Raw genomic sequence first — 24,196 nt, 5'->3', positions numbered from 1 at the left:
TTCGGCTCGCACTCCGAATTAATTTTCTTCCTCAAAAATCCTGCAAATTTCAACGATTACATTGGCAGCCTTTTCCATGTTGTCTACAGAAATGTATTCGTATTTTCCATGGAAGTTTTCTCCGCCTGTAAAGATATTTGGTGTTGGCAGTCCCATGTACGATAGCTGAGAACCGTCTGTTCCACCTCGAATAGGTTCAATCACTGGTTCGATGTCCAAGTTTTCCATTGCTTGTTTGGCCAGTTCAACAATTTCCTTTACCGGTTCAATTCGATCACGCATATTGTAATATTGATCATTTAGATTGAATAAAACACTATCTTTACCGTATTTCTCCTTGATCTCATTGACAAACCGTTCAACTAATTCTTTACGATCTTCAAATTTACTACGGTCATGATCTCGGATAATATAATACACTTGTGTTTTTTCTACATCGCCATGTAGTGAAATTAAATGATAGAATCCTCATAGCCTTCAGTATGTTCAGGTGCTTCTTTTTCAGGAAATTTATTGATAAATTCTACAGCCAGCTTCCCGGAGTTTACCATTTTATTCTTCGCTGTTCCTGGGTGAACATTATTTCCTTTGAACGTGATTTTTGCTGCTGCGGCATTAAAGCTCTCAAATTGCAGTTCACCTAAAGGTCCACCGTCAATCGTGTAAGCAAAAGCGGCATCAAATCTTTCCACATCAAACTTATGTGGCCCTTTACCAATTTCTTCATCTGGAGTGAATGCAACACGAATTCGTCCATGTTTCATTTCCGGATGATTTATTAAATAATTCATCGCAGTCATAATCTCTGCAATACCGGCTTTGTTGTCAGCACCTAAAAGGGTAGTTCCGTCGGTAGTAATTAATGTATGCCCTTTATAGCTCGGAAGCTCTGGAAACTCTTTTGCTGATAATACAACGTTTAATTCTTCATTTAAGGTTAGGTCATTTCCATCAAAGTTATCCACGATTTGCGGGTTCACGTTTTTCCCTGTAAAATCTGTTGCCGTATCTAAATGGGCCAAAAATCCGATGGTGGGAATTTCTTTCTCTGTGTTGGAAGGGAGGGTAGCCATGAGATAGCCATTTTCATCTATTTGCACATCTTCCATTCCAATTTCCTTTAACTCTGCAGCAAGGACTTTAGCAAGCTCTAATTGTCCTGGAGTGGAAGGGGTTGTGCTGGAATCTTCATCGGATTGCGTATCCATTTTTACATATGTAGTAAACCGTTTAATCAGTTCGTCTTTCATCGTCATTGCTCCTTTATTCATTTACTTGTATCTTATCACAAAGTATAACGGGATTCGAAATAGGGATGGAAGGATAGGAGGCCACTTTTGTCGAATAGTATAAATGATAAAAGAGGGGAGTCGTTGATGTGATAAGACAAGCTGTGTTAGATGATGCCGCCGACTTAGCAAAGGTAGTGAAACAAGTAGAACGGGAGAGTCCCTTTATGCTGTACGAATCTGGAGAAAGGGACATCTCCACAGAAAAGCAGCTTCAAATGATTCATCATCTTGTTAACAAACATAATTCCAACATTTTTGTTACCATACAGGATGGTCACATCGTTGGTTACCTATTTGCCATAGGTGGCAGTACCAACAAGACGAAGCATTGCGCCCATATAGTGATTGGTGTTATAGAGGCATATAGAGGTAAAGGGATTGGCAGCTCCTTGTTTCGCGAATTGGAAAAATGGGCGAAGGGAAAGTTACATCGCCTTGAATTAACGGTCATAACGGAAAATAACGCTGGCATAAACTTATATGAAAAAGCTGGATTTATCATTGAGGGTGTAAAAAAGCATTCTCTTTATATGGACAATAGATTTGTAGATGAATACTACATGGGAAAACTACTGGAGGGATAAATGATGTCACACATTATGCGTATAGACGAATTAAAGGAAAGATTGGAAGAGGAGTCAACTAATTTGGTCATTGTGGATGTTCGCTTTGTACTGACGGATCCAGATGCAGGAAGGAAAATGTATCTAAAAGACCATCTCCCAGGCGCTGTTTACATAGATTTAAATCGGGATTTATCCGGGAAAACAGAAAAACATAGAGGGAGTCATCCATTGCCTGATATGGACATGTTTGCTGCAAAAATCGGTAATATAGGGATTGATCATGAGACAACCGTTGTCATTTATGACCAGGAAAATGATATGTTTGCAGCAAGACTTTGGTGGTTACTGCAGCATGTAGGACATGAACTTGTCTATATTTTAGAAGGTGGGTATAAGAACTGGGTGGAGCAAGGTAACCTTGTAACGGATGAAATTCCCACTTTAGTCAAGAAATCATTTGAGCCAAATATTCGGGAAAATGAAACAGTGGATATGAAAGAAGTGAAAGAAAAAATGAACAGCAAAACAGCCATTTTAATTGATTCCCGGGAAAGGGACAGATATTTAGGCAATAAGGAACCATTGTACAGGAAAGCAGGACATATACCGGGGGCTGTGAATTACTTCTGGAAAGATGTCCTCAATGAGGATGGGACTTGGAAAAACGAAGAGCAACTGTCGGAGCACTTTTCCGCTCTGTCAAAAGATGAAGAGATTATTGTTTCCTGTGGTTCAGGTGTTTCCGCTTGCCCGAATATCTTAGCACTTAAATCACTCGGCTATAAAAATATTAAATTGTATCCAGGAAGCTTTAGTGACTGGATTTCATATGAGGAAAATGAGATTGAGCTAGACGAAAATTAATGGAAATCGAACCAAAGTGTTTTAGTTAAAGAAAAATCCGAACTGTGATTCAAGATTCTATTAGTTAGAATATGAATTAGTTCGGATTTTTTTATTTTCACACGTTAGGAAAGTATAAAATTTTAGCAAAGAAGTTTTTCGACGTAGCTAAAATTTTAACGTCCTAAGTATAAGAAAAACTACCCATTCGCTAAAGGACGAGCGAATGCGAGTTTTTCTAAAGGCTGTATTCTAAAAGACTTGGGATTGCAGTTACTCATCCGTTTGAAATGATTTGTCGTTTTTGTTCCTATATCTATAAACTGCGAAGTAATGAAAGATTCCTATATCTTCAGTTTGGTAATTATAAAATCTTTTATAAGGGAATTGTTGATATACTCTTGAACACCCCTGAATTATCTAGTACAATAGCAAACTGTGTGTTCATGCATAATGTAATGAAGGGTGATTGCTATGGTATATTCTGCTTTTTTGGAAAGAGAAAAAAGCAAAAGTGAATTAAAAGAAGAATTGGACACCCTGGAAATCCAGCTATTCCGTATGCAAAACAACATCAAAGAGGTTGCAAAAGACTCCGAAATCATTAGTATTGATCAAGCAAAAGATGATAATTGGGTTGTGATTTATGCGGATAGAGAAAAGGATTTGTTCCAGCTAATGCTGCATGACTGTACGAAACCGTTTCGTGGTAAATGGGATTCGGCGATACAAGCGGAATATAAGGATGCGCATACCTTGCACATTGCCGATATTAAAGGTGAAAATAATCAAGGTTATGGGTCCGTATTAATGAAACATTTAAAAGATGTAGCACGTGACGAAAATATTCAGTATATTACCGGAGATATTGCCGAACGTGATGCAGATCATTTTGAGCGGTTGGAGTATTTTTATAAAAAGCATTATTTTGATGTGAAAATCAATTACAAGGAAAAATGCGGTGAAATTATATGGAATGATGGGTGATATAAGACTGTTTCTGCGAAGGAAATGGTCTTATTTTTTGTCCTCTTGCAAATAGACTAGGACTACAGTTACTCGTCCTACCGAAAGATTTGTTGTTTTTACAGAAATATTTTATTTCGCATTTGATATAAACTCCTAACTAAGTAAGTGCGCTGTTGATTTCCGCTACGGGCAGTCGCGCACCTTAGGGCAACCCGTGAGCCTCCTCGTGCTGTCGCGTCTTTAGGGTCTCACTCCGGTCACTGTTCCCGTAGGAGTCTCCGTGTATTTCCTCCGCTAGTATAGTGCGCTAAAACATATCCATTAATTTATTGTTAACCTGTTCATAATGGTTGATTGGAGCGGAGGGTAGTCGACTCCTGCGGGAAAACGGGCTGCTTGAAGACCCTGCAGTGAGCGTTCTTTGCAAGCGAGGAGGCTGAATTATTTTTCACGTTCTATTTTAGGAAAAGAATAAACTTTGATAAACTAAAGGTATCTCATAGGAAAGGAAGCATTTCAAATGAATTATGTTACCTTAAACAACGGATTAAAGATGCCACAATTAGGATTTGGAGTTTGGAAAGTACCGGATGATGAGGCTGCTCCTGCAGTAGAAAAAGCGCTTGAAACCGGATATCGTTCCATTGATACAGCAATGATTTACGGGAATGAAGTTGGTGTAGGAAAGGCGATTGCTGACAGTGATATTCCAAGGGAAGAACTATTTATCACAACGAAGGTTTGGAACAGTGATCATGGCTATGACAATACACTAAAAGCATTTGATGCAAGTTTGGAAAGATTAGGCCTCGACTATGTTGATTTGTATTTGGTTCATTGGCCGACTCCTAAATATAATCAATATGTGGAGACCTATCAAGCATTAGAAAAGCTATATAAAGATGGGCGTGTTAAAGCGATTGGTGTTTGTAATTTTGATATCGAGCATTTAGAGCGTATATTAAAAGAGTGTGAGGTGGTTCCAGTTGTTAACCAAGTGGAATACCATCCATATTTACAGCAAAAAGAACTGAAAGTATTTTGTGAAAGTCATGATATCAAGTTGGAAGCATATAGTCCGCTCATGAATGGTCGTGACATTTTGCAGGATAATGTGATCAATCGTCTTGCTGAACAATATGGGAAAACATCAGCACAAATCATTCTTCGCTGGCACTTACAAACAGATGTTGTGGTGATACCGAAATCTGTAACACCATCTCGGATCGAAGAAAATTTCCATGTGTTTGATTTTGAACTGAGTGAAACAGATATGAATAAAATAGCGGAGCTGGACCGTAATTATCGAGTAGGTAGCCTACCGAGTGAATTTAATAAAAGATAAGAAATATACCAGGCGTTTTAGCGTCTGGTATATTATTGTTGCTGAAAGATGAAGTGTATCGTCTCCTCGAACAGAATGGATAAAGCCAATTTTCAATTATAGTAATCGTATATAAAAGCCATTGAATCGTAACAATGAAATGCTTAACCAAATACACGTTTTACAGCTTCTTCAAACTCGCGAAAATAGTTTGGAATTTCATCCTCCTTTAAGCCGGTATACATATATTTCGCAATCGATTCGTTATACCATTTTTGTTTTTTAAATCCTGCATTGAAATTTTTCCAAATGGTATCTCCTTGTTCTTTTAGATCGATCTCTACCCCCAGTAAATTATCTAATTTATCAGCTACAATCAGGTACTTAATTTCTTTATCGCCATCCTTAATAGTATCGATGGTATGCTGTTTTCTCTCCTGCCATGATCTCGATTTCTCTTCTGTATGGGCGGCCACAAGTCGGGCTACTTCTGATCCGAATTCTCTTTTAATATCTTCTAAATCAAAAGGAGTATCTTCTACTACATCATGAAGGAATCCAGCACATATTAGTTTCTCACTAAATCCTTCAGCCTGTAACCGCTCGGCAACGCGAATAGGGTGAGTGATGTATGGATCATCGGAATTTTTACGTGTTTGGCCTTCATGAGCCTTTGCAGCGAATTTTTTTGCTTTTTCGATCACTTCTATCTCTCCTTTGGTTTTTGTATCTTATGATACTAACTATAGCATTTTATATTTTGACTCGTATCGCAAGTTTTGTTCGCAGTTAATCTGAAATCCAACATAAGCGTACGTTGATTTTCGCTCCGGGCAGGTCGCGCGCTTTAGGGAGACGCTTGAATCTCTTTGGGAGCAAAAAACTGCTAACTGCAGGGCTCATCGCTTTCCCTTAACTTTAGTAGTCGACTGCACTCACCAACCGTGGGGATAGCAAAAATAGTGATAGGAATAAGAATGGTGCAAAACTAGCGGAGGAAATACACGGAGACTCTTGCGGGAAAAGAGGCATCGGTGAGACCCCTAAAGAAGACAGCACGAGGAGGATCACCAGCCGCCCGCGGAAAGCGAAGTGTATTTCCGGAGCGGTATGTTACGTCACAGTTTTTTTCTTTTAGAAAGCAAACTATATTTTGAACAGGTTATACCTTTTGAAAATTTCCTTCAAAAGGAGAAATCAGAACCATTTCTTATTAATGCGCTTTTCCTTTCATTTTTATAAGGAAATGGGTAAACTAGTACCAACAACTATTTTTATTAGTGGAGGTACCTCAGCATGGATAAAGGCATTAACCAGAGGAAAACGGAACATATTCGTCTTTGTCTGACGGGGAATGTAGAAGGGGTTAATAAATCTACAGGACTCGAAGGAATTGATTTTATACATAATGCATTGCCGGAGATTAATTTTGATGATATACAAATAAATACGAGTTTTCTAGGCAGAGAATTAAAAGCACCATTTTTAGTCAGTTCCATGACGGGTGGTTCGGAATTAGCGACTACCATTAATCAGAATCTGGCGGAAGCGGCAGAGGAAAAAGGCTGGATTATGGCATTGGGCTCTACTAGAGCAATGCTGGAAAGTGAGGCACATAAAGAATCCTTTCTCATTAAGGAGTATGCACCTACTGTCCCATTAATTGTAAATCTAGGTGTGGTACAGCTGAATTATGGATATGGTGCGGAGGAGGCACAGCGTATTGTCGATTTAACTAACGCTGATTCCATTGTTCTCCATTTTAACAGTTTGCAGGAAGCGGTTCAGGATGAAGGGGATTTGAATTTTTCAAATCTGCTGCCGAAAATTGAACAACTTTGCAAAACGGTAAATGTGCCAGTAGGAGCGAAAGAAGTTGGCTTTGGTATTGATGGCACCGTTGCCCAAAAACTGTACAATGCAGGGGTTTCTTATATTGATGTAGCCGGTGCTGGAGGAACTTCCTGGAGCCAAGTGGAGAAGCTGCGTTCAAGGGATGCATTAAAAAAGGCGGCAGCTGAAGCATTTAATAATTGGGGAATTCCAACAAAGGATTGTATTGTATCAGTCCGTAGCAAACTACCGGAAGTTCCGCTTGTATCAAGTGGTGGGATGAAAACGGGAGTTGACGCTGCCAAGGCGATAACGATTGGTGCAGATATCATTGGTTTCGCTCGTCATCTACTGCAGGCTGCAACGGAATCGACGGAAGCTGTCATTACTACGATGGATCAAATTGAATTGGAATTAAAAATGACGATGTTCGGTATCGGAGTCAAAAATTTAGAAGAACTTAAAAATACAAAACGAGTAAGAATTATGGGAAGGTCCCTGTTAGATGAGTAGTTAAAGCTATAAGCTTTAGCTGCTTTTTCATTTTAGGCTTTTTTGTATAGTTTAGTGGTTCTGAATTTCTATAAAATGCGACATAAGGTACCACTCTGTTAATTTCCGCTCCGGGCAGTCGTGTACCTTAGGGCAACGCTTCAGCCTCCTCGTTCGCAAAGAACTCTCACTGTGGGGTCTTCAGCAGTTGCTTTTCCCACAGGAGTCGACTTTCCACCGCTCCCCAATCAACCAGTAAAATAGTGGTTAACTATGTTAAGAATTTATTTAGCCTATTCAATGTTGGGACGATAATAGCACTAACTAGCGAAGGAAATACACGGAGACTCCTCGGGAAAAGTGGCCAAAGTGAGACCCCTTAGTGCTTAGCGCGAGGAGGCTCCCGGGTCACCCGCGGAAAGCGTAGTGTATTTCCGTAGCGGTAATATTCCACCATCATTTTAAAAGCTGCTGCACATTTTTATATCAAATGTGAAATAAAACTTTCCAGCAATAGGAATAATATGTTAGAAAACAACCCAATTTTATGCGTAAACTTTGGTCAGTTTTGCTTATAATAATGTAGAAGTAATTTTTAAGTTGGATTTACAGGAAGTTTTGAATATCCTCTGTAAGCACATAGTTTCTTAAATGAGATAGTGCTATGCTACAATGTTTTAAGTAAAGGTGGTGTATGTAATGAAAATTGAAATCTGGTCAGATTTTGTTTGCCCTTTTTGTTACATTGGAAAAAGAAGATTAGAGCATGCAATGGAAAAATTCGAACATAATGACCGAATAGCAATTGAATATAAAAGTTATCAATTGGACCCAAATGCAAAACACATTCCAGGGAAGGATTTTTATGAAACCTTTTCTGAATTAAAAGGAATGCCATTAGATCAAGTAAAAGCAATGAATGGTCAAGTTGCCAAACAGGCTGAATCAGTCGGATTAACATATCATTTTGATTCGATGAAGTATGCCAACACATTCGATGCGCACCGAGTGGCAAAATATGCGGAAGAAAAAGGAAAGGGTAAAGAAATAACAGAACGTTTCCTTTACGCTTATTTTACGGAATCGAAGCTGATGAGTGATTATGACACACTTGTTTCCCTTGCTGGAGAGCTTGGGCTGGATGAACAGGAAGTTAGAGAAGTACTTGAAACGAATCGCTATGCGAAAGATGTTCGTGAGGATTTAAACGTAGCCCATCAAATAGGGGTACAGGGTGTTCCATTCTTTGTATTCAATGAAAAATACGCTGTATCAGGCGCACAGCCGGAAGAAGTATTTTCTGAGGTCCTTGAAAAAGTATGGGAAGAAGAAAATGAAAAGCCAGCTATACAAACCTTAAACCCAGCTAAATCAGAGACATCTTATTGTACTGATGAAGGTTGCGAAATTAAGGATTAATAAAAACATGTTGTTTTTGGTGTGGTTCCGGTAGATAAGTCGATTGAGGCTTCTACACATGGAATGAATGTTTCATTTGAATATGTAATGGAGCAAGATCCTGAATTATTATATGTGATTGATAGAGGAGCTGTTGTTGGAGGAGAATCTTCCGCTCAGCAACTTGTAGAAAATCAATTAGTAGAAAATACACAAGCATATCAAAATGATAGAATTTACTATCTTCCCCCTGATTACTGGTACTTATCAGGTGGAGGTCTTGTTCTGTAGCAGAAATGGTAAATGAAATTGATGCAACGATAGAGTAAATAGATAAAAAAGAAGGGAAGTCTGCAATAGGTAGGCTTCCCTTCTTTTTATCATGTAATTAGCTGGCTGTAAGACCCTTAACGAGAAGAATTCGAGATGTCTCATGAATTATAAGTGTGACAGAATTATCGGATGAAAGCTGAATTAATGAAATGAAAGCTGAATTAACGAGATGAAGGCTGAAATAATGGAATGAAAGCTGAATTAATGAGATGAAAGCTGAATTAATGAGATGAAAGCTGAATTACTGGAATGAAAGCTGAATTCTTGGAACGAATGCTGAATTAATGAGATAAAAGCTGAAATAACGGGATGAAGGCATGGGGACCAACAGCCAGTATACTCCTGATTCGTTCATCTAACAATCAGTGGAGGATGGAAAAAAAACCACTGATTGAAGATTCACTTTATTGAAAGCTGTCTTTGTCAAAAGAAGGCTAACGCTTATTTAAGCGAAGAGGAATCAAGGGATAGCACACACTCAAGGACGAAACACATTTCTACGCCTTATTCCTGTAATCATTTTATTAGAAAAATGTAAAATTCCTCTCCCATCGTTATTATGTTAGTACCCATTCAAAAAATACATCCTTTTTCTAAACTTGAAATACGACCCTTATGTATGTTTGAATGAAGTCAGACTACATTCTATAGAAGTGAGGGAATGAAATGAAGAAATCTATTTTTTATACAATCATGATAAGCCTAGTATTAGTGTTAGCAGCTTGTAATGCTGATGACGGGCAAGAAGATGCCCAGGAGACAGGAACAGATCAAGTACAGGAACAAGAGCAACCAGAGCAAGAACCATTAGAAATCACTGACGAAGAACGCGTTGATGAAGAAACTTCGGTTGTTAGTGTAAATGGACAAGAGGTAGAAGGTGCGAAATATAACCAAATATACACGCAAATTAAAACAATGATGCATCAATATGGACAAGATGTAAGTGATACAGATTTGTTAAAAGAGCAGGCTATTTCCATTTTAGTGGAACAAGAGCTTATTAACCAGGAAGCCGAAAAAAAGGGCATTGAAGTGACGGAAGAAGAGGCAAATGAAGAATTAGAAACAATTAAAGCCGAAACAGGAGATCAATTCGCTACCATATTAGATCAATATCAAATGGATGAAGAAGGCTTTAAAAATCAGTTGATTGATGATTTACTTACTGCGAAATATATGGAACAGGAATTAGATGTTGAAGTCACAGATAAAGAAGTAGAAGAATATTACAATCAGTTAAAAGAACAAAATGGAGAAATCGGTGAGTTCGAGGAGGTAGAACAGGATATTAAATCACTACTTCAGGAGCAAAAACAAAGTGAACAGCTGCAAGCTCGGATTAATGAGTTGAGAGAAGAGGCGGAAGTGGAGACTTTAATTTAAAAGTTATATTAATAAATGAACGGTTTGTTTATGAGTTGCAAAATAAAAATCTTATAAGAAAACTGGTTAATTCAAAATAAATCTCAATACACAGTTTACTCGGAAAGGAGCTTGAATTTTCAAGCTCTTTTTCCATACAATATATTATTACCCTCCTTCAAAGAAGCCGATAATTTACATATCTTCACATGTGCATCAATAGCTTCGAAAACTACCCCATTTATTTGGATAATCTTTTCTAACCTCTTCCCATTGCGAGATGTTTGAGATGATGGTTGGTACCTTTTCTGGTCGTTACAGAAAATGACTACGTAGAGCGGTAATCAACAAAGCGTGATATCTCCGTTACCGAATGAACCTTTTAGAATAAGATAGTCTAAATGAAAGAGCATCTCCCAAGTAAATGAGAGATGCTCCTTTCTATTTATTTTTCTTATCTTTTACTACATGGCGATTCTTTAATTCTTCTTTAATGTCTGTCACAGATACGCCTAACAATTCCATGAGCACTAGGGTGTGATAAGTCAAATCAGCAATTTCATTTGTTAGCTCTGTCTTATCATTATTTTTCGCACCAATGATTACTTCAGTCGTTTCTTCCCCGACCTTTTTCAAAATCTTATCCAAGCCTTCATTGAACAAATAGTTGGTGTACGATCCCTCAATAGGGTTTTCACGTCGTTCTGTAATCTTTGCCACGACTTGAGAGATAATTTCCTGTGAAGGCTCATCCTTTGTATATAAGGTATTGTGGAAGCACGTTTCTTTACCAGTATGACATGCAGGGCCAAGTGGTGTTACCTGTACTAGGAGCGCATCTGCATCACAGTCATAACTGATCTTATTGATTTGCTGTTTATTTCCTGACGTTTCGCCCTTGTTCCACAGCTCTTGTCTGCTGCGTGAGAAGAACCATGTTTCATTCGTTTCTAATGTCTTTCGCAACGAATCCTGATTCATATAAGCTAAAGTTAAAACTTTGCCACTATCTGCATCCTGGACGATGGCCGGGATTAATCCATTATCATCAAACTTTAAGTTCTCTATGTTAATATCCATTTGTCTACCTCCTTACGATGATGTCCTCTTCTACTAAAAAGGCTTTTAATTCTGGAATCGGAATTTCTCCATAATGAAATACCGATGCAGCTAATGCTGCGTCTGCATTCGCTTCTTTTAATACCGTTGAAAAGTGTTCTAATGCTCCAGCACCACCACTGGCAACAACTGGAATATTCACGGCATCAGCAATTGCTTTCGTTAATTCTAAGTTGTACCCATTTTTCTCACCGTCTGTATCGATGGCATTGATAACAATTTCACCAGCACCAAGCTGCTCGCCTCGTTTAGCCCAATCCATTGCATCGATTCCAGTGTTTTTACGTCCACCATTTATAAAAACTTCCCATCTTCCTGTAGATGTTTCTTTTGCATCAATGGAAAGAACTATACACTGACTTCCAAATTTTAAGGCGGCCTCTTTAATTAAATCAGGATTATTGACTGCTGCACTGTTTACAGAAACCTTCTCGGCTCCAGAACGAAGGACACTATTGATGTCATCGATGGAGCGAATGCCGCCGCCAACGGAAAAGGGAATGGATATCTCCCGAGCAACTTGTTCCACTACATCCAGGAAGATATTTCTCTCTTCATTGGAGGCAGTAATATCATAAAATACCAATTCATCGGCTCCCGCATCATTATAGCGCTTGGCCAGGTCAACTGGGTCTGCAACATCCTGAATGTTTTGAAATTTTCTCCCTTTTACCACGCGACCTTTATCCACATCAAGGCAGGGGATGATTCGTTTAGCGAGCATTGTCATCAACCTCCAATACCTCTTCAAATTTTAATGTACCGTCGTAAAGTGCCTTACCGATAATGGCACCATACATACGAAGAGATTTTAATTTTTGAATATCTGCTTTTGAAGAAACTCCACCAGAGGCAATGACATTCATTGCTGTAGCTTCGTTGATGGTTTTTAATTCTTCAAAGTTCGGTCCTTTAAGCATTCCATCTTTTAAAATATCCGTATAAATGATTGTCTCAATACCGATAGCTTCCAGTTCTTCTACAAGGTCTGTTGCTTTCACCGTGCTGTCCTTTGTCCAACCATCAGTAGCTACATAGCCATTTCTTGCATCAATGGAAACGGCAATCTTGGAACCATACATGGATACAGCGTTCCTTAAAAATTCTTTATCATGAATAGCAGCCGTTCCAATAATCACTCGATCAACGCCTGAAGTGACATAGGTTTCAATCACTGACAATGAACGGATTCCTCCACCAACTTGAACAGGTATTTCCGTCTGCTCCGCAATTGCCTGAATAGCAGCTTGATTAGTAGAATCGCCCGTTTTGGCACCATCTAAGTCAACGATATGTAAGAATTCAGCGCCTTTTTCCTGCCATTCTTTTGCCATATTTGCTGGTGCATCACTGTAAACTTTTTCTTTATTATAATCACCTTGAGTAAGGCGAACGCATTTTCCACCGCGTATATCGATTGCTGGAAAAAGGATCATGAAATCAGCTCCCCGTAATTTTTTAATAACTGCAGTCCAACTTCACCACTTTTTTCCGGATGGAACTGCATCCCTGTTACATTCCCTTTTTGGACAATGGCAGGAATGGTCGTACCATATTCGGAACTAGCTACAAGTGTATCCGAATCATAAGATCCACCAATTGCATAGGAGTGGACAAAATAAACATATGAATCATCAGAAATCTTATCGAAAAGCGGACTTTCCTTATGTTTCTGTAGTGTGTTCCAGCCCATATGAGGTACTTTTACCATATCTGGAATACGATTGACGCTTCCTTTTAATAGTCCAATCCCTTGCCATTCCCCATCCTCATAACTCGTTTCATAAAATAATTGCATACCGAGGCATATTCCTAAAAGCGGTTTTCCATTGGCGGCCTCTTCCCGCAGTACTTCGGTCATACCCAATTTATTGAGGGAGTCCATCGCATCTTTAAAGGCACCAACACCAGGAAGGATAATGGCTTTTGCCTCTCTAATGGTTTGAAGATCTTTGGTTAAAACAGATTCGATTTTTAATTTATCTAATGCGAATTGTAAACTTTTAATATTCCCAGCATCGTAATCTATAATTGCAATCATCATGTATGCTCCTTTCCGAGTAATTTTTACGGTTGTTTTCAAAAATATTGGAACTGTGATTACTCATTCACCGAAAAGATTTGTTGCTTTTACAGAAAATATTGTTCCATATTTGATATAAACTGCGAACTAACTTCAAATGATATTGGAGCTTAATTTGTCGCTAAGGAAATACACTACGCGCCCCTTAGGGTGACCCGTGATCCTCCCTCGAGCTAAAGCGACTTTAGGGGTCTCACTTTGGCCGCTTTTCCCGCAGGAGTCTCCGTGTATTTCCTCCGCTATTGTGAGCTATTCAACTTTATTCCCGAGTGTTACTAATCGATGTTTGATTAGAAGAAAGAACATTTTTTCTCTAATACACAAAGCTATCTTCCTTTTTGAGATGTACCGCTGTTCTGCAGGTAACTAGAATTTTTACGACCAGAAAACAATCTGGTTGAGTGCGTATCTTATTAATTAGTAATGTAAGGTCTCTCTTCAGGTGAAAAGAAGCTTATAAAACGTGCTTTTTATAGGTTATAGCTATACTTCAATCATAAAACCAGTACTAGCGTAGGCAGAATACGGAGCCTCCTCGAAAATAAAAGCCGATTTGTCCTGTGGGAATAGCACGTTCCAGACCTGAGCAGCGGTGGTTTTTCCGCGAGGAGGCTGAGGTCGTGCCCACGAACCACAAGTATTCTGCCGGAGCGAATGCATGCACGCTATACATCATTAGAACAAGCGAGATCATCACGATAGGAATTTTCATTAGTCAGGAGTTTATATCAACTGCTTGCATTAAAAAGCTACAAAACTTACGAAAAGAGCTGTTTCTATAGTGATCCCTTTGTTGATGGAACACCTTGTATACGCGGGTTCTTCAATGTTGCCTGGTCCAGACAGCGGCCAAACCCTTTGAAAATAGATTCAATGATGTGATGAGAGTTTGTTCCATAAGCTAGGTTAATATGCAGTGTCACTTTTGCATTGCTTACAAATGCTTGGAAAAATTCTTCCACCAGTTCTGTGTCAAAGTTGCCCACTTTATCTTTTAATCCTTCTACATGATAAACAAAGTAAGGACGTCCGCTAATATCTAGGGATACCGTGGATAGGGCTTCATCCATCGGTGTCGTTACCGTAGCATAACGTGTAATTCCTTCTTTATTTCCTAAAGCCTCTAGGAATGCTTGTCCTAAGGCAATCCCAATGTCCTCTACTGAGTGGTGCTGATCGACTTCTAAATCCCCGTCACATGTTACATTTAATTCAAATAAACCGTGTTTGGTCATAAGTGTAAGCATATGGTCTAAAAATCCAACACCAGTATGGATGGAAGAATTGCCTGTTCCATCTATTGTGAAATCTAAATCGATGGCCGTTTCACTTGTTTTTCGGGAAATTTTTGCATTACGCATTTCGATTGTCCTTCCTTATTGAAATAGAATTTGCGTGCGCAGTTAGTCCTTCTGTGTTTGCAATTTTTGTGATTTTATCGGTTGCTTTCGTAAGGGCATCTTTAGAATAATGAATGATGCTCGACTTTTTCACAAAATCATAAACTCCTAGTGGTGAAGCAAATCTTGCTGTACCACTGGTTGGAAGCGTATGGTTCGGTCCAGCAAAGTAGTCACCAAGTGGTTCAGGGGAATAGTTCCCTAAGAAAATAGCACCTGCATGTTTTACCAGCTGAACACTTTCCATTGGATTGTTTACCATTAACTGTAAGTGTTCTGGTGCAATCTCATTTACAACTGCGAAAGCATCTTGTTCGTCTTGAGCAAGAATGATTCTTCCATTTTGTTCAATGGACTGTTCTATGATTGCTTTTCGCTCCAGCTGTGCCGTTTGTTCTTCCACTTCGGCTTTTATTTGTTCAGCTAATTGTTTATTTGTTGTGACACAGATGGCACTTGCTGATTCATCATGTTCTGCTTGGGAAAGCAAATCTGCTGCAATATAACTAGCAGGGGCCGTTTCATCTGCAACGACACAGATTTCACTTGGACCTGCAATCATGTCGATCGCTACATCTCCGTATACCCATTTCTTTGCTCTTGCCACAAAGGCGTTTCCAGGTCCAACAATTTTATCTACTTTTTCTATGGATTCCGTACCATAAGCTAGTGAAGCGACCGCTTGAGCGCCCCCTACTTTGTAAATCGTACGAATACCAATTTCCTCTGCAGTTACTAGAACATATGGATTGATTGTTCCATCCGCTTGAGGTGGAGTGGTGATTACAATCTTTTCTACACCTGCGATTTGTGCCGGTATCACATCCATTAATATAGAGGAAGGGTATGCTGCTTTCCCGCCAGGAATATACACACCTACTTTTTCAAGCGGAGTCACCTTTTGACCTAATAAGATTCCATTATCCTTTTCCATCAGCCATGACTGTTCTTTTTGAGCCTGGTGAAACTCTTTTATATTTTCTTTTGCTTCCTTGATTGCATCAATAAATTCATGATCGACTTTTCCTCGCGCCTGATTAAATTCCGACTCGGAAACAAGAAGGCTGTCAAGTTCTGCTCCATCGAACTGCTCAGTATAGCGGAACAAAGCAGCATCCTTGTTTTGTTTTACTTGCTTAATAATTTCCAGTACCGAACGGTCGATCTGTTCCTCATTTAACTGGCTGGAGGAGGAGGGAACTTTTTTCTCGGCGAAAAATTGCTCGGATGTTATTATTTTCATCTCATATCACTCCATGGCTAATTTTAGTTGATTGATGAACTGTTGAACCTCTGCTGCTTTGGTAGCAAAACTAGCTTTGTTCACAATTAATCTCGTACTTATTTTTTCGATATCCTCTAGTACGACTAACCCATTTTCTTTCAGTGTACTGCCGGTTTCGACGATGTCTACAATATAGTCGGAAAGTCCAATAATCGGTGCTAATTCTACAGAACCATTTAATTTTACCGTTTCGATTGGCTGTCCTTTTTTCAGAAAATGTTTTTTGGCAACATTGGGATATTTGGTTGCAATCGTTAGTTTTTGGTTATTTTTAATTGGATGATCGGGTTTTCCCGCAACAGAAAACTTACATTTTCCTATCTTTAAATCAAGCAGCTCATATACATCTGCCTGGGATTCCATAATGTTATCCTTGCCGACGATTCCGATATCTGCTGCTCCTTTTTCTACATAGGTAGGAACATCGAGTGCTTTGACAAAAATCACTTTAATGGATTTGTCCTTATTATAAAAAACGAGCTTTCTGCTATCTTCATGTAAATCAATAAAATGTTCACCTGTTTTCTCCAATAATTCAATCGTGCTCTTTGCCGGTCTTCCTTTCGCTAATGCAAGTGTGATGGGTTGCAATTATTTCTCCTCCTTCTTTAACAGCGATAAAAGCTCTTCCGGTTTCGAGAAGGTTTCCTTCATATTCTGTTTATACAAAGTATTATGGCTCACTGAAAAGTCAGCAATATTTTTACCCTCCACGTTCACTTCTTCCGTTTTTTCCACGGAGTAGGTAAGGACTTGATAGCCATGATCACGAAGAAAATATGCAGAACGCAGTGCATCGGTTTGCTTTTCTTTTGGGTAACGAATAATTATATCTGCTGTTAATGGCTGTGTATTAGTTAGACCTTGCTGCTGCATAGCATGAATTAATAAATCGACTTCAAAAGCAAAACCAATCGCCGGTATAGAATGGTCGAACTGTTCGCCAAGATTATCATATCGTCCGCCCATTACCACCGGCTTTCCAATACTGTCCACAAACCCTTGGAAAATAACTCCAGAGTAGTAATTCATATTATTAATAAGACCGAGGTTAAACAGGACGGAGTTTTCAGCACCGTATGCTTTTAACAGTTCATTAATTTCAATCAGATTTTGGAGGATTGCTTCCATGGAATCATTACGAATAATAGATTTTGCCTGTTCAATAACATGTTCAGGATTTCCATACATCATTGGTATGGATTGAATTGCCGTTCGTACGTCCTCTTCAATATCAAGCTGAGTGAGAAACGGCCCCATTTCAGCTAAGTTTTTCGATTGGATGAGTGACTGCAGGGCGTCTAATTCCTGTTCGGTTAACTTGGTTTGCTGAATGAGTTCCTTGAAAAAACCCGCATGGCCAATTTCCAGTTTGAAATTACGGAATCCTATATCCTTTAACGTATGGATGGCCATCATAATAATTTCCGAATCGGTTTCAGCTGAATGATCACCAAAACATTCCACACCTGCCTGGGTGCTTTCCTTCTGATCCATCTGTTCAGGGGACTGACGGAAAACGTCCAGTACATAGAAAAGCCGCTGGTTATCGGTGTTTAAGCCATTCAATGTGGTCATTCTATTTAACGGGATCGTTACATCAGGTCGAAGAACTAAAACCTTTCCCGATGTATCAATTACTTTGATCATTTCATCTTTGTTGACTGTACCGATAAGGTTGGAATACATATCATAGGATTCAAATGTAGAAGTCCGAACCTGTTTATAGCCATAAGTGGTGAAACGGTTTTTTAACGTGGAGATAAGATCGTCCCTTATTTGAAAGTCTTGCACATTCGTATTTTTGTTGTTATCCATAACATATCTCTGCATGAAGAATTCTCCTTCTTTTTTTAATGCTTTTGGAAAATGTAGTTCTTCGGTTTATGTAATAATAAGAAAATTATACTTTTTTTAGGTATAAGTATAAAGAATATTGCTGATTTTTGGTATGATTTGTATTGAGTAAATATTTCTTGAAAACTTTATTGCTTTATCACTTTATCTAATTAAAGTTATATAGTATTATAAAGAAGAAAAAGATAAAAGTCAATTCATGGGGAGCGTTTTAAGATGTTTGATTATCATATACATAGTGATTTTTCGGCAGACTGTGAGACAAAGATGGAAAAAACCGTTGAAAAAGCCATCGACATCGGATTGGAGGAAATTTGTTTTACAGATCATATTGATTATGATTATCCCGATCAAGACTGGATATTTGAATTTGATTTACCTGCTTATGATAAGAAGGTAAAAGAAATCCAGGAAGTGTATCGCAACCAAATCCGTATAAAGAAAGGCGTAGAGATTGGTGTGGAACCACGTTTGTTGGACCGGTATGAAAAATTAATGAACGAAGAAACCTTTGATTTTGTCATTTGTTCGATGCATTCAACAGAGCAAAAGGACCTTCATTCAGGAAATTTCTTCAAAGATAAAATCGTTGATAAGGCATATCAAATATATTATGAGGAATTACTAGAATGTGTGAAACGCTTTAAAGGATTTAGTATTTTAGGACATATTGACTTAGTAAAAAGGTATACAGAAGAAAAAAGCTCCAACGACTTTCATGAAATCGTTCGGGAAATTTTTACTGAAATCATTCCGGCTGGTAAGGGTATAGAATTAAATACGTCGGGTTACAGGTATGGATTGGGAGGCGGAATGCCAAGTACTGATATCTTATCTTTGTATAAGGAATGTGGTGGTGAAATCATCACACTTGGCTCTGATTCCCATGTGGAGACGACCCTTGCGTATAAATTTAAAGAATCATTGGACCTTCTTGAGACCATTGGTTTTAACTATATAGCAAGCTACGAGGACGGGAAACCGATTTTTCATTCCATTAATCAGATAAAAAGATAGGTAGGAATTTCATAAAATTGTCCCATTCTTAAAGGGTTTAAGGTTTTACGGGTGTTATAATGAAAGGGGTAAATATATTTATATAGTAGGTGTTTCCCTGTGAAATCAATAAAAAAATTATTCTTAATCGTCGCTGGTTCACTTTCATTAGGCTTAGGTGTATTAGGAATATTCCTGCCCTTATTGCCAACAACACCTTTGTTGCTATTAGCGGCGGCTTGCTATATCCGAAGCTCGAATCGTTTATATCATTGGTTAATCACCAATAAACGTTTTGGACTGTATATTTTAAATTACCGTGATGGAAATGGCATTCCATTAAAAGCAAAGGTTATTGGTGTTACGTTACTATGGGTATCTATGTTATTTACCGTTATCTTTGTTGTACCACTCGTTATCATTAAAATTTTACTATTGCTGATTGCATCTTATTTTACTTGGTTTATTATCAAACAAAAAACGTTGCAGCAGAATGTTAATTGAGAGGGAACGCATTTGAAACATAAACTAAAGCATATCATAAGTATTATTCTGTTTATTGTCTTTATCTTCGGTACCATTGCTTATATATATGTACCAAACAGAGCAAATTCAGAAAAACTATACGGTATTCCAACCGTATTTGTCCATGGTTATAAAGGAACAACCAATTCTTTTCATACGATGCTCGATCGATTTGAAGAAAATGGGTGGGGGAAAAAAGGCTTGGTTTATTACGTTTCCTCCAGGGGAAGAGTCGTTGATCATCCAGTGAAATTTGACCCAGCTAAACAAACGTTTGTTCAAGTTATTTTGCAAAATAACCGTGCAAGTTTTGCTGATAGTGCAGAATGGCTGGCATCTGTATTGCAGCATTTCAAAGCAAAATATGGGGTAGAGACGGTAAACTTGGTTGGTCATTCCATGGGAGGAATTATTTCTATGAAATACATGATGGATTATAGGTCCGATGATTATCCCAATGTTGACCGATTTGTTGCCATTGGAAGCCCGTTTGATGGTATATACAGCACAGAATATTTCCGTATTCACCATGACCCTGCAGCAACAGACTTAAAACCAGACTCCCCTGCATTTCAGATGCTTCATCAGGGAAAAATACCTGGAAATATAGAGGTTCTAAATATTGGAAGCGCTGGAGATACTGTTGCATTTACTGAAAGTGTCAAAGCGATTCGGAAAATGGTTTCGGAAAATCAGCTTCGGGAAGTCATTATTCAAGATAATGAATTAGGTCACAGTGGAATGCATGAAAGCATACAAGTAGATAAGATGATTCATTCTTTTTTGTGGCATGAAGAGCTGCAATAACTTACAATAGAAAAAGGATTAAAAATCACCATGTTCTTTGGTGGTTTTTTATCACGTGATTAACTGGCTGTAAGCCCCCCACTTCAAGAATTCGAGATACTTTAAATGATAAGTGGGGGCGGACAGCCAGTAAACACCTGATTCGTTCATCTAACAATCAGTGGGGATAACCCCCCCATTGATTGAAGATTCACTTTATATGTTTTAAACATATATTTGAAATGGTAAGAGGCAAAAAAATAAAAGGAATGATTTCATTGAAAATAAATCATCATCTTTATGATAAATTAACAGAGATTACAGCCGAAGAAAATGTGAAGGTGAATGAGCAGTTAAGAAATCATACGTATACCAAATTAGGTGGGGAAGCAGATTTCTATGTGACTCCTGATACGTATGAGGAAGTACAAGGAATTGTCAAACTGGCAAATAAAGAAAATACGTCCTTTACTTTACTGGGCAATGGATCCAATTTAATTGTCAAAGACGGTGGGATCCGTGGAATTGTATTAAATTTACAGAAGTTAAATGAAATCAAAACTGATGAAAATATGATTGTTGCACAAAGCGGGGCAAGAATTATCGATGTTTCCAGAGAGGCTTTAAAGGAGCGTCTTACCGGACTTGAATTTGCATGTGGTATTCCTGGGTCTGTAGGTGGGGCATTATACATGAACGCCGGTGCCTATGGTGGAGAAATTAAAGATGTATTAACGAGTGCAGTAGTAGTGACAAGGGAAGGGGAACTTCTGACACTTGCAGCCAATGAATTGGACTTGGCTTATAGGAAGAGTAATATCCCGGATAAGGGGTACATTGTTCTGGAAGCAGAATTTTCCTTGAAAAATGGAAACTACGAGGAAATTAAAGCGTTAATGGATGACCTGACTTTACGCCGTGAATCCAAGCAGCCTTTAGAATACCCGTCATGCGGAAGTGTATTTAAGCGTCCTCCAGGATATTTTGCAGGGAAGTTAATTCAGGATAGTAATCTGCAAGGTAAACAAATTGGTGGTGCACAGGTATCCTTAAAACATGCCGGCTTTATTGTTAATATAGATAATGCAACTGCAAATGAATACATCGATTTAATCCACTTTGTTCAAAAAACGGTGAAGGAAAAATTTGACGTAACATTGGAAAGGGAAGTAAGAATTATAGGTGAGGATTTAAGATAAATAATATTAGAGTTTCGTTTAGGTATTCCCCTCTATCTAAAAGAATCCCTGGATGGCCAGGAAATTCACATTTCATACCATTATAAGAAAAGCGCAAGCGCCCGTTTAGCGACGTACGGAGGTGAGGGAAGTCCGCTAGTCGCTGGGCGATGGAGCTAGACATCAAAGCGCAAATTTATACTTTCTTAATCCTTTAAAAAGAGGATTGTCTCTGAGTTAGACGATCCTCTTTCAGTTATATGAACTAACCTTTATAAAAGGCGGTATTCTAAAAGCGTATTATTTTTGACATCAGCTTTAATAAACTGCGATTTAGCATTAAAAATTGTATTCTATACTTTCCTGAATCGATGCAGGAAGGTTTGCAGTCGTTCATTTGTCGAATGCTCTATGACTTCACTTGCTGTACCTTGCTCGGTAATGACACCTTCATCAAGGAAAAGCACTTTATCCGCAATATCAAGGGCAAAATCCATTTCGTGTGTCACAAGCACCATCGCCATATCATCGTTCTTTGCGATATCACGAATCACTTCCAATACCTCACCAACTAACTCAGGGTCAAGTGCAGATGTTACTTCATCAAACAACATGATTTTAGGGCGCATTACGAGTGCGCGTGCCATTGCGACACGCTGTTTTTGCCCACCGGAAAGTTGGCTGGGATAGCTATCAAATTTGTCACCAAGTCCAACGCGTTCAAGCATTTGAACAGCTCGCTCACGCACTTCCTCTTTATTTTCTTTCTTAACATGGATTGGTGCAGCCATACAATTATCTAAAATTGTCATATGAGGGAAGAGGTTGAAATGCTGAAACACCATTCCGATGTCACCGCGAACTTCACGTAAATGTTTTTCACTCGCTCTTACCATTTTTCCGCTTTTCTCCATCTTCCATAGATTCGTACCATCAACGATAATATCACCAGATGTTGGTTCTTCTAGTGTCATCAGCATACGAATAATCGTAGTTTTACCCGATCCACTCGGACCAATGACTGCAATTTTTTCAGCCGGGTGAATGTCTAAGTTAATTCCTTTTAAAACCTTAACATCACCGAATGATTTATGGACGTCTCGGTATTGTACAATTGGTTCGGTCATTACATCACTGCTCCTTTTTTCGCTTTTTCGACCGTCGCTTTTTTATCAAAACGAGTGTTCATTTTTACTTCCAGTTTTTTAATAAGAACTGCAGATGGATAACTTAGGGCTAAGAAAATCATACCAACTATTGTTAATGGCTCTAGATAAGCCCAGTTCTGTGCCCCATACGTATTAGCCATTAGCAGGATGCCTGCAACACCGATTGTTGATGCAAGGGGAACTTCTTTAAACATGATAATAAAGTAGTTTCCTAGCATCGGAATGGTAGGTGGCAGTGCTTGTGGTAAAATAATTTTCCTCCATTTATCAAAGGTGGAGAAGTTTAAGGCTTTCGATGCTTCCAATTGTCCCTTGTCCACACTTTCAATGCCGGAACGATAGATTTCGCCAATGTACGTACTAAAGTGAATACCTAGTCCCAATACCGCACTTGTAAATGGACCGAGAGTAACACCAATTCCTGGAATCATTGGCCATGCATAATAAATAAAGAATAATTGGACAAGTGGCGGGGTAGAACGGATAAATTCCATTACCCATGTCACAATCCAGTGAAAGGCTTTATTTGGTATCCTTCTTAAGAACGTCCAAACAAAACCAAATAGTAAAGCGAAAAGATAACAAGTTATGGTTAAGCCCACGGTCATACCAAGACCTTGTAATACGAAAGGTAGGGCGTCAAAGAATCTTTCCCAGCTCCAGTAAGTACTGCTCATCCGCTAGCCACCCCTTTCTTAGAAATACTCTCTCCTTTTCTTGTTAACCAAATTAACGGTAATGCAAGGATAAAGTAGAAGACGAGTACTAATAAATAAATAAGTGGTGCTTGTGCAAGATTTGTACTTCGCATAATGTCACCATAGTAAAGGACGTCTGTCATACCAATTAAGGAAACGAGAGAGGTTCCCTTTAACATCTGGATTGTATAGTTTCCAAATTCAGGAAGCATCATACGAACGGCCTGCGGGAAAATAATGAGGCGCATTCGTTGAAAACGGGACATATTTAATGCGACAGCTGCTTCGGTTTGTCCCTTTGCAACGGAAAGAATAGAGCCGCGTACAACTTCAGATAGGTATGCTCCGTAATTCAAGCCGATAGCAATAACACCTGTCCACCAATTCGATCCTAATTGGATGCCAAAAAGCATCGGAATCGCATAATATAGCCAGAATAACTGGACAATTAAAGAAGTTCCGCGGAATACTTCTACATAAAAACCGGTAAATTTTCGGATAATAACATTTTGCGAGAGACGACAAAGCCCAGCGATAAAGGCCATTAAATAGGCTAGGACAGCTGATGCCAGCAATACAGTAACAGTAACGCCAAGCCCCCTCATTAATTGCGGGAAAATATCTAGTATTGCGTTAATCGTAATCACTCCTTTGTGTTTGTATATATATTTAAAACGTTCAAATA

Annotated in this window: 23 protein-coding genes and 2 pseudogenes; 12 read left to right on the top strand and 13 right to left on the bottom strand. The window is 38.7% G+C overall.

Annotated features, from left to right (window positions below; translation table 11 throughout):
* Positions 1 to 18 precede the first annotated feature (18 nt).
* Positions 19 to 1,250 (bottom strand): annotated as a pseudogene (pepT, locus tag GMJ66_RS10605) (peptidase T).
* 128 nt (positions 1,251 to 1,378) lie between these two features.
* Here pepT and GMJ66_RS10600 point away from each other — a divergent pair.
* The 4 genes from GMJ66_RS10600 (at position 1,379) to GMJ66_RS10585 (ending at position 5,015) form a co-directional block, all read left to right on the top strand.
* Positions 1,379 to 1,876 carry a GNAT family N-acetyltransferase gene (locus tag GMJ66_RS10600; RefSeq protein ID WP_156290292.1) on the top strand — a complete coding sequence of 166 codons (498 nt, stop codon included), beginning with the start codon at positions 1,379 to 1,381 and terminating at the stop codon, positions 1,874 to 1,876.
* A gap of 3 nt (positions 1,877 to 1,879) precedes the next feature.
* Positions 1,880 to 2,722, top strand: coding sequence for a sulfurtransferase (locus GMJ66_RS10595; protein WP_156290291.1), 843 nt, complete (start codon positions 1,880 to 1,882; stop codon positions 2,720 to 2,722).
* Positions 2,723 to 3,175: 453 nt separating this feature from the next.
* Positions 3,176 to 3,688, top strand: coding sequence for a hypothetical protein (locus tag GMJ66_RS10590; RefSeq protein WP_156290290.1), 513 nt, complete (start codon positions 3,176 to 3,178; stop codon positions 3,686 to 3,688).
* Positions 3,689 to 4,190: 502 nt separating this feature from the next.
* Positions 4,191 to 5,015 carry an aldo/keto reductase gene (locus GMJ66_RS10585; protein WP_156290289.1) on the top strand — a complete coding sequence of 275 codons (825 nt, stop codon included), beginning with the start codon at positions 4,191 to 4,193 and terminating at the stop codon, positions 5,013 to 5,015.
* Between the two features lie 143 nt (positions 5,016 to 5,158).
* Here the strand turns inward: GMJ66_RS10585 and GMJ66_RS10580 are convergent, their stop codons facing one another.
* Positions 5,159 to 5,698, bottom strand: a complete 540-nt coding sequence (locus tag GMJ66_RS10580) for an HD domain-containing protein (protein ID WP_197046662.1) — start codon at positions 5,696 to 5,698, stop codon at positions 5,159 to 5,161.
* 592 nt (positions 5,699 to 6,290) lie between these two features.
* On the opposite strand from GMJ66_RS10580, the gene fni reads away from it, so the two are divergent.
* From fni to GMJ66_RS10560, 4 genes and pseudogenes are all read left to right on the top strand, one after another.
* Positions 6,291 to 7,340 carry a type 2 isopentenyl-diphosphate Delta-isomerase gene (gene fni / locus GMJ66_RS10575; RefSeq protein ID WP_156290287.1) on the top strand — a complete coding sequence of 350 codons (1,050 nt, stop codon included), beginning with the start codon at positions 6,291 to 6,293 and terminating at the stop codon, positions 7,338 to 7,340.
* A gap of 678 nt (positions 7,341 to 8,018) precedes the next feature.
* Entirely contained in the window at positions 8,019 to 8,738 is a 720-nt protein-coding gene (locus tag GMJ66_RS10570) for a DsbA family oxidoreductase (protein ID WP_156290286.1), read from the top strand.
* Positions 8,739 to 8,744: 6 nt separating this feature from the next.
* Positions 8,745 to 9,046: pseudogene (locus GMJ66_RS10565) on the top strand (ABC transporter substrate-binding protein); the annotation flags it as partial.
* A 670-nt stretch (positions 9,047 to 9,716) separates the two neighbouring features.
* On the top strand, positions 9,717 to 10,436 hold the full coding sequence (locus GMJ66_RS10560) for a SurA N-terminal domain-containing protein (protein ID WP_156290285.1): 720 nt from the start codon (positions 9,717 to 9,719) through the stop codon (positions 10,434 to 10,436).
* 420 nt (positions 10,437 to 10,856) lie between these two features.
* Here GMJ66_RS10560 and hisIE read toward each other — a convergent pair whose 3' ends face one another.
* The 8 genes from hisIE to hisZ form a co-directional block, all read right to left on the bottom strand.
* Positions 10,857 to 11,495 carry a bifunctional phosphoribosyl-AMP cyclohydrolase/phosphoribosyl-ATP diphosphatase HisIE gene (gene hisIE, locus GMJ66_RS10555; protein ID WP_156290284.1) on the bottom strand — a complete coding sequence of 213 codons (639 nt, stop codon included), beginning with the start codon at positions 11,493 to 11,495 and terminating at the stop codon, positions 10,857 to 10,859.
* A 4-nt stretch (positions 11,496 to 11,499) separates the two neighbouring features.
* On the bottom strand, positions 11,500 to 12,258 hold the full coding sequence (gene hisF / locus GMJ66_RS10550; protein ID WP_156290283.1) for an imidazole glycerol phosphate synthase subunit HisF: 759 nt from the start codon (positions 12,256 to 12,258) through the stop codon (positions 11,500 to 11,502).
* Positions 12,248 to 12,970: a 1-(5-phosphoribosyl)-5-[(5-phosphoribosylamino)methylideneamino]imidazole-4-carboxamide isomerase gene (gene hisA / locus GMJ66_RS10545; RefSeq protein WP_156290282.1), complete on the bottom strand. Its 723-nt coding sequence runs from the start codon at positions 12,968 to 12,970 to the stop codon at positions 12,248 to 12,250. Before hisA ends, hisF begins: the two co-directional genes overlap by 11 nt.
* On the bottom strand, positions 12,967 to 13,575 hold the full coding sequence (hisH, locus tag GMJ66_RS10540; RefSeq protein WP_156290281.1) for an imidazole glycerol phosphate synthase subunit HisH: 609 nt from the start codon (positions 13,573 to 13,575) through the stop codon (positions 12,967 to 12,969). Before hisH ends, hisA begins: the two co-directional genes overlap by 4 nt.
* 818 nt (positions 13,576 to 14,393) lie before the next feature.
* The gene (hisB, locus tag GMJ66_RS10535; RefSeq protein ID WP_156290280.1) at positions 14,394 to 14,978 is read right to left on the bottom strand and encodes an imidazoleglycerol-phosphate dehydratase HisB; all 585 of its coding nucleotides are present in this window, start codon (positions 14,976 to 14,978) and stop codon (positions 14,394 to 14,396) included.
* Entirely contained in the window at positions 14,971 to 16,260 is a 1,290-nt protein-coding gene (gene hisD, locus GMJ66_RS10530; RefSeq protein WP_156290279.1) for a histidinol dehydrogenase, read from the bottom strand. The genes hisB and hisD overlap by 8 nt, the downstream gene beginning before the upstream one ends.
* 6 nt (positions 16,261 to 16,266) lie before the next feature.
* Positions 16,267 to 16,893 (bottom strand): ATP phosphoribosyltransferase, encoded by a 627-nt coding sequence (hisG, locus tag GMJ66_RS10525; RefSeq protein WP_156290278.1) that lies wholly within the window; start codon positions 16,891 to 16,893, stop codon positions 16,267 to 16,269.
* Positions 16,894 to 18,135 (bottom strand): ATP phosphoribosyltransferase regulatory subunit, encoded by a 1,242-nt coding sequence (gene hisZ, locus GMJ66_RS10520; protein ID WP_156290277.1) that lies wholly within the window; start codon positions 18,133 to 18,135, stop codon positions 16,894 to 16,896. It lies immediately after the preceding gene.
* 240 nt (positions 18,136 to 18,375) lie between these two features.
* On the opposite strand from hisZ, the gene GMJ66_RS10515 reads away from it, so the two are divergent.
* From GMJ66_RS10515 to murB, 4 genes are all read left to right on the top strand, one after another.
* Complete coding sequence (locus tag GMJ66_RS10515; RefSeq protein WP_156290276.1) at positions 18,376 to 19,176, top strand: histidinol-phosphatase HisJ family protein; 801 nt, start codon at positions 18,376 to 18,378, stop codon at positions 19,174 to 19,176.
* 99 nt (positions 19,177 to 19,275) lie between these two features.
* Positions 19,276 to 19,659 (top strand): YbaN family protein, encoded by a 384-nt coding sequence (locus GMJ66_RS10510; RefSeq protein WP_156290275.1) that lies wholly within the window; start codon positions 19,276 to 19,278, stop codon positions 19,657 to 19,659.
* A 12-nt stretch (positions 19,660 to 19,671) separates the two neighbouring features.
* Positions 19,672 to 20,487 carry an alpha/beta fold hydrolase gene (locus tag GMJ66_RS10505; protein ID WP_156290274.1) on the top strand — a complete coding sequence of 272 codons (816 nt, stop codon included), beginning with the start codon at positions 19,672 to 19,674 and terminating at the stop codon, positions 20,485 to 20,487.
* Between the two features lie 257 nt (positions 20,488 to 20,744).
* The gene (gene murB, locus GMJ66_RS10500) at positions 20,745 to 21,665 is read left to right on the top strand and encodes a UDP-N-acetylmuramate dehydrogenase (protein WP_156290273.1); all 921 of its coding nucleotides are present in this window, start codon (positions 20,745 to 20,747) and stop codon (positions 21,663 to 21,665) included.
* Positions 21,666 to 21,997: 332 nt separating this feature from the next.
* Here murB and ehuA read toward each other — a convergent pair whose 3' ends face one another.
* Genes ehuA through ehuC form a run of 3 tightly spaced genes read right to left on the bottom strand, consistent with a single transcriptional unit; the run spans position 21,998 to position 24,149 of the window.
* Positions 21,998 to 22,771: an ectoine/hydroxyectoine ABC transporter ATP-binding protein EhuA gene (gene ehuA, locus GMJ66_RS10495; protein WP_156290272.1), complete on the bottom strand. Its 774-nt coding sequence runs from the start codon at positions 22,769 to 22,771 to the stop codon at positions 21,998 to 22,000.
* Positions 22,771 to 23,490: an ectoine/hydroxyectoine ABC transporter permease subunit EhuD gene (gene ehuD / locus GMJ66_RS10490; RefSeq protein WP_156290271.1), complete on the bottom strand. Its 720-nt coding sequence runs from the start codon at positions 23,488 to 23,490 to the stop codon at positions 22,771 to 22,773. The genes ehuA and ehuD overlap by 1 nt, the downstream gene beginning before the upstream one ends.
* Positions 23,487 to 24,149, bottom strand: coding sequence for an ectoine/hydroxyectoine ABC transporter permease subunit EhuC (gene ehuC, locus GMJ66_RS10485; protein ID WP_231514903.1), 663 nt, complete (start codon positions 24,147 to 24,149; stop codon positions 23,487 to 23,489). The genes ehuD and ehuC overlap by 4 nt, the downstream gene beginning before the upstream one ends.
* Between the last annotated feature and the right edge of the window lie 47 nt (positions 24,150 to 24,196).

The sequence above is a fragment of the Oceanobacillus salinisoli genome, from assembly GCF_009733865.1.
GTDB classification, from domain to species: Bacteria; Bacillota; Bacilli; order Bacillales; family Amphibacillaceae; genus Oceanobacillus; species Oceanobacillus salinisoli.
Note: the sequence above shows the minus strand (reverse complement) of the source record. Positions and strands in the feature narration are given on the sequence as shown.